We start from the raw sequence: 5697 nt of genomic DNA on the forward strand, positions 1-5697 counted from the left end.
AGCTTGCCTCGCGATCTTTTAAAAAGTCAAAAGATCGCGAGGCAAGCTCGCTCCTACAGTTATGTGGTTCAGTTACTCGCTCGCCAGCGGCAAGCGTTCCGGGCGGGACCAGATCCACAGGTTGCCCATGCTCATGCCAGCAATGGCCAGGAACACCGGCCAGTCGTGATCAAGCACGTAAAGCATCAGCCCGGCACACAGCAGCATGCTGATGGTGGCGCTGACTTTGGCTTTGCGCTGGATGATTTTACCGTTGCGCCAATTGAACAAAATCGGGCCAAACAAACGGTGGTTTTCGAGCCAGGCACTCAAGCGAGGGGAGCTTTTGGTCGCAGCCCAGGCAGCGAGCAAAATAAATTCGGTGGTGGGTAAGCCAGGGATCACGATGGCGATCAGGCCGATGCCCAAGCTGACGTACGCCAGCACGCCAAACAGGAAGCGGGCGATTTTGGATGAGGATTGAGTTGGGTGTGTCATAGGCTCAAGGCGCAGAAAAAGATACTCGGTCAGCGCTCGCTGACCGAGCAGATCCTGCTTAGGCCAGTTCTGGCTCAGCAGCGTAAGCATGTTCCAGCAATACGGTAAAACGTTCAAACGCGGCGACTGCACCTTTGTCCAGATCGGCTTCTTCTTCGGCGCTCAGTTCCAGGCCGTCGAGGGTTTTAACGAAGCTCTTCCAGCCTTCAGCACGACCACCGGCCGGTTCGCCCAAGTGGCGCGCACCGAAGGTTTCGCTCAGTTCCAGTGCCACAGCGCGCTTGATCAAAAACGCAGCGCCAAGCTTGGAGCCTTCCGACACAAAGATCCAGCCCAAGGCTTCAGCTTTGCTCGGGGCATTGACTGCACCAGCGACGGGAGCAGGCACCTGGGTGTTCAGGTCCGCCAGGTCAGCCTTGGCTTGTTCTGCGCGGCAACGCTCTGGCAGGTCCGGCACGATCTCTTTCAAGGCCGCGTCGGTGTACAGCGCTTGCAGCTCGGATTGGAACAGGTATTGAGCCACCACAAAACGAGCGAAGTTTTCGCGGGTGTCGAAAGGCTTGTGAGCTTTTACCAGTGCATCGAGCTTTTGATGCGGCTCGTTGGTGATCTGGTTCAGGCGTTGAGAACGCAAGGCTGGACGCTGTGCGGAATCAGGAGTGGTCATGCAAATATCCTTGAGAATGAGATGCGCTTTGTAACTAGACGATCAAGAAGACGCATCACAGTAAAAATTCCTCACTGCGTAGCCTAAAAAGACTACGCAGTGGATGTGTCTATCAGATGTCCCACACCAGATTGACCGAGAAGTTGCGACCTGGAGCGGTCAGGCGGTCCATGTTGGCGGGGTTGAGCACACCGGCTTCACCCACGCTGTCGTAGCCGCGCACGTCATCCCAGTTCCAGTATTTCTTGTCGGTCAGGTTGTACAGACCGGCGTTGACGGTGACGTCCTTGGTGACTTTGTAGAAGCCGGTGAGGTCCAGCACGCCATAGCCTGGCGACTTGAATTGCTTGCTGGTGCCGTCCGGGGCAAAGAAGCTGGTGTTGTCCACTTGGTCCTTACGCTTGACCAGTGTCCAGCTGACCAGAGCGCCGTAGGTTTCCTGGTCGTAGCCCAGACCCATAACGGCTTTGAGCGGGTTGACGCTGTTGATCGGCTCGCCGTTGTCGTCGTTTTTGCCGTGGGCATAAGCCACCGAACCGCGTGTGTACAGGCCTTTTGGCGCACCGAACGCATCCAGGTTCAACTGACCTTTAACCTCGGCACCCTTGATGGTGGCGTGTTTGATGTTGTTGCTCTGGAACGTGGTTTCGCTGTAGCCGGGGGTGATGGCGTCTTCGTTAATGAAGTCGCGGTATTTGTTGTAGAACACCGCTACATCGAACGAACCCGCATCAAACTTGCCACGCAGGCCGGTTTCGAAACTTTTGCTTTTTTCCGGTTCCAGGTTCGGGTTGGCCGCCACTTTGTAACCGGCAGCCAGGTTCTCAAAGGTGCCGTACAGCGCTTTGGCCGTCGGCGTACGGAAACCTTCCGCGTACTGGCCGTACCAGGTGTATTGCTCAGTCAGGGCGTACGTCAGGCCGAATTTTGGCGAAACGCGGTGCCAGATTTTCTTCTCGTCACTGACGTTGGCGCGTTCATCGGCCGGGATCGTGTTGAGGAACTCCTGGGTGATGTGCGGCGTCAGGCGCGTGTAGTCGTAACGCAAGCTTGGCGAGAACGTCCAGTCGTTCCAGCTGATCTGGTCTTGGGCGAACAGGCTGTAGGTGTTGATGGTGGGGTCCGGGAAGTCGCTGGACTTGACCAGGTAATCGGACGGGCTGTCAGCGCCGATTGCCGTACAGCCGCGGCCTACTGCCAGGCACGTACCCGAGCCGCTGCGCGAGCTGGTGACTTTCTGGTTTTTCAGAGTGGCGCCGTAGGTCAGCAAATGATCGGTTTCACCGATGCTGAAGGCCTTGTCTGCCTGTGCGTCGAGGACCCATTGCTTCTCTTGATACGTGGTGTCGCGAGAGCGCATGACATTGCGGGTGAACGGGAAATAATCTTCCAGCGTGGTCTCGTCGGTTTTGGCGATTTGGTAGTTCAGGCTGGTCTTGATGTGGTCAGCAACCAGGCTGTCGACCGTCATGGTGTTGACCAGGCCGAAGCGTTCACGGCTTACCGTGTCAGTGCCGGTACGCGAGCGGTACATGCCCAATGGCTGGCCGTTGGTGAACGGCCCGCCGACGGCGCTCTTCACATTGACGTCGTCGTGGCTTTTGTACTTCTCGTAGGTGAAGGCCAGACGGTCGTCATCGTTGTAGTTCCAGCCGGCCTTGGCCAGCACGCTGGTGGTTCTCACGTCTTCCGGGTTGGCCGCGGTACGGGCCAGGCCGTTGCCGCCACGGTCGCCGTACGATTCGGTGTCATGGCCATCGCGCTGGCTAAAGTGCAGCAAACCGTCGAAATCACCTGAGCGACCGGCCACGGTGCCCGACTTGAGCCAACTGCGGTCAGCCGAGCTGTAACCGGTTTTGAGGCGGGCGCCAACGTCCTGGCCCGGCTTGATGATGTCATCCGGGTCCAGGGTGAAGTAGCTGACGGCACCGCCAATGGCGTTGCTGCCGTACAGCACGGACGCCGGGCCACGAAGGATTTCAACGCTTTTGATGATTTCAGGGTCAACGTAGTTACGTTGGGTCTGGGCGTAAGGGCCGTTGAAGAACGAGTCGGGGATCTCAACGCCATCGATCTGGGTGAGGATCCGGTCGCCGTCGATGCCGCGAATGTTGTAGCCGGTGATGCCGCCGCGCTGGCCGGCGCCGCCTACCGAAACACCCGGCTCATAACGAACCAGGTCTTTGATGGTGTTAACGTTTTCGCGGTCCAGGTCCAGGCGGTCATGAACGGTGACGGTGCTGGGTACGGCGCTGACGTCTTGTGCGTTACGCGTGGCACTGATGGTCACTTGCTGCAAGGCCAGGGTGCCGGAGGTCGCGCTGCGTTTTTCCAGCACGATGTTGTTAGTGCTCAGCTTGCGGTATGTCAGGTTGGTGCCGGTGAGCAGGCGCTCCAGGGCTTTTTCCGGGCTCAGGGAGCCACGTACGCCGGGCGAGGCCACGTCCTGTGCCAGCTCTGCCGGCAGGCCGACTTGCCAGCCAGTCACGCTGCTGAAGTCATTCAACGCAGAGGCGAGTGGCTGCTGAGCGATCGCAAACTTGTAACTGCCCACGGAGCGGCTGGCTGGCTGCGGATCGGTTGCGGCCAGGGCCGGTGCGGCCTGTACGCCAGCCATCAGCATGGCAACGGTCAACAACGACAATGTGCACTGGTGCAAGCCGCCAGTGCGAGCGTTGGAAGTGGACCGGCTGTTGAAACGTGTGGGCATTGATAGCGCTCCAGAGGTGACAAGTCTTGTAGTTGCGAAGCTGACTCAAAATGCGAATCAGTTGCATTGATCACAACGAGACGAATGACCTTGGGCTATCGAGTAAAAAAAGATGCGATTAAACGAGTTTTTTTAATTAAGGATGACCAGCGCCGGGTATTCCGAGAGGCGGCTGGAGGTGATGTGGGCCAGCGAGCGCACGATATCCAGTGGCTGATCCAGCCGGTAGTTGCCGGTGACGGCCACGTTGGCGAGCTTTTCGTTGTTGTTGACGATCCAGCCGGGGTAGTAGCGGCGCACTTCATCGAGCACTTTGCTCATCGGGCAGTTTTCAAATACCAATCGGCCTTGCACCCAGGCAAGGTCGGTTTGGGGGTTGAGTGTAGTGGGGCGGCCGAAGCCGTTCGGGCCAATGCTGACGCTGTTGCCCGCCGACAGGCGCATTTGTGTGCCGACACTGTTCACCCGCAAGTCCACATCACCGCGCTGTACCCGTACTTGCGCTTCGCCATTGAAGTAGCTCACCGCAAACGCGGTGTCACGCACGCTGACGCGCACCGGGCCGGCATCCAGCACCATGGGCAGTTCAAGGTTGGCCGGGACTTCAAAAAAGGCTTCGCCCTGTAACAGCCGGGCGCGGGCCTGGGTATTCACCACTTTGCTGGAAAATGCCGAGTTGGTATTGAGCAGCACTTTGGAGCCGTCTTCGAGCTGCAGGCGCTGGCGCTCGCCCACCACGGTCAGGTGATCTGCCTGAAGGCGCAGCGGCACGTTGGTATAGCTACCGACTGTCAGTACCAGCACAGCTGCCGCAGCCACGTGCTTCCAATGCCGGCTGATACGCCGCAGCACGCCGGGTTTGCGCCGGGTTTGCAGGGTTTGCGCAGCATGCAGCACCGGTTGCCCGTTCCAGATGGCGTTGGCCTTGGCAAACGCCCTGGCGTGCGCCGGGTCGGCATTCAGCCACTGCTCAAACACGATTTTCTGTTCGTCGCTCGCACACTCAAGGGTGATCAGCCAATCCAGTGCCTGATCCATGGCGCTGTCTTGCAGCACCTCGTGCGCCGGGTCGGGCGCAGCAGATTTGTGAGTGTCCGTCACAGAGGTTCCTTGGCAGTTTCAGGGCGTTCGCGTGGCATTGAAGGGCAAGGTTAAGGCCGATTCAGCCTGTCGGCTACCCCGATGCAGATCGCCATGATCAATTTGAGTTCCTTTTGAACGGTACTCAACGACACGTCAAGTTCTTCGGCGATCTCTTGATAACTGCAGCCATGCAGCCGGCTGAGGATAAAAATCCGCTGCTGACGTGCGCTTAACTGGCTCAGGCTCACACTCAAACGCTCCAGTAATTGCGCTGCTTGGTGGGCTTCTTCCGGGGTGCTGTGGGTAGACGCAATGCCCTCAAGCACCTCGATCGGGATATCTTCAACCACCGTGCGTGCCTGAATGCGCCGCGAGCGCAGGTGATCGAGCGCCAGATTGCGCGCGGTCTGGTAGACAAACGGTTCCAGGTGCTCGACCGAACGCTCGTTCAAGGCGCGGGTAACCCGCAGGTAAGTCTCTTGCAGCAAGTCTTCGGCGGTGCTGGGGTTATTCACCATCCGCTGTAACGTGCGCAGCAAGGTCACCCGCTGAGTAAGGAAGACTTGATTGAACTGGGACTGACTCACAGCACTACCCGACCGATTTTGAGCGAATGATAATGCTTATCATCTGTGTGTTTGGTCAAGTGATGTTTTGAGTTTGTTGCTTGGGCAGTTCAGTCTGTGGGAGCGGGCTTGCTCGCGATTGGGGCGACGCGGTCTGAGGGTTGACCGAGTCGATCCTCTTCGCGAGCAAGCCC

The 5697-nt window shown here is 58.4% G+C and carries 5 protein-coding genes; all 5 read right to left on the reverse strand.

The window, feature by feature from the left end:
* Positions 1 to 72: 72 nt before the first annotated feature.
* Positions 73 to 477 (reverse strand): YbaN family protein, encoded by a 405-nt coding sequence (locus tag QMX84_RS25620; protein ID WP_048368458.1) that lies wholly within the window; start codon positions 475 to 477, stop codon positions 73 to 75.
* A 58-nt stretch (positions 478 to 535) separates the two neighbouring features.
* Complete coding sequence (locus tag QMX84_RS25625) at positions 536 to 1144, reverse strand: biliverdin-producing heme oxygenase (RefSeq protein ID WP_282365090.1); 609 nt, start codon at positions 1142 to 1144, stop codon at positions 536 to 538.
* Positions 1145 to 1256: 112 nt separating this feature from the next.
* On the reverse strand, positions 1257 to 3854 hold the full coding sequence (locus tag QMX84_RS25630; RefSeq protein ID WP_153336017.1) for a TonB-dependent receptor: 2598 nt from the start codon (positions 3852 to 3854) through the stop codon (positions 1257 to 1259).
* A 132-nt stretch (positions 3855 to 3986) separates the two neighbouring features.
* A complete protein-coding gene (locus QMX84_RS25635; protein WP_262125100.1) occupies positions 3987 to 4955 on the reverse strand; it encodes a FecR domain-containing protein in 969 nt (322 codons plus the stop codon).
* A gap of 50 nt (positions 4956 to 5005) precedes the next feature.
* The gene (locus QMX84_RS25640) at positions 5006 to 5524 is read right to left on the reverse strand and encodes an RNA polymerase sigma factor (protein WP_282365091.1); all 519 of its coding nucleotides are present in this window, start codon (positions 5522 to 5524) and stop codon (positions 5006 to 5008) included.
* Between the last annotated feature and the right edge of the window lie 173 nt (positions 5525 to 5697).

The organism is Pseudomonas sp. PS01297 (assembly GCF_029959305.1).
In the GTDB taxonomy this organism is placed as follows: Bacteria; Pseudomonadota; Gammaproteobacteria; order Pseudomonadales; family Pseudomonadaceae; genus Aquipseudomonas; species Aquipseudomonas helleri.

What these genes read in the sequence shown, in the direction of transcription:
- QMX84_RS25620 (WP_048368458.1), bottom strand. Translation starts at nt 477, where the DNA reads ATGACACACCCAACTCAATCCTCATCCAAAATCGCCCGCTTCCTGTTT.
- QMX84_RS25630 (WP_153336017.1), bottom strand. Translation starts at nt 3,854, where the DNA reads ATGCCCACACGTTTCAACAGCCGGTCCACTTCCAACGCTCGCACTGGC.
- QMX84_RS25625 (WP_282365090.1), bottom strand. Translation starts at nt 1,144, where the DNA reads ATGACCACTCCTGATTCCGCACAGCGTCCAGCCTTGCGTTCTCAACGC.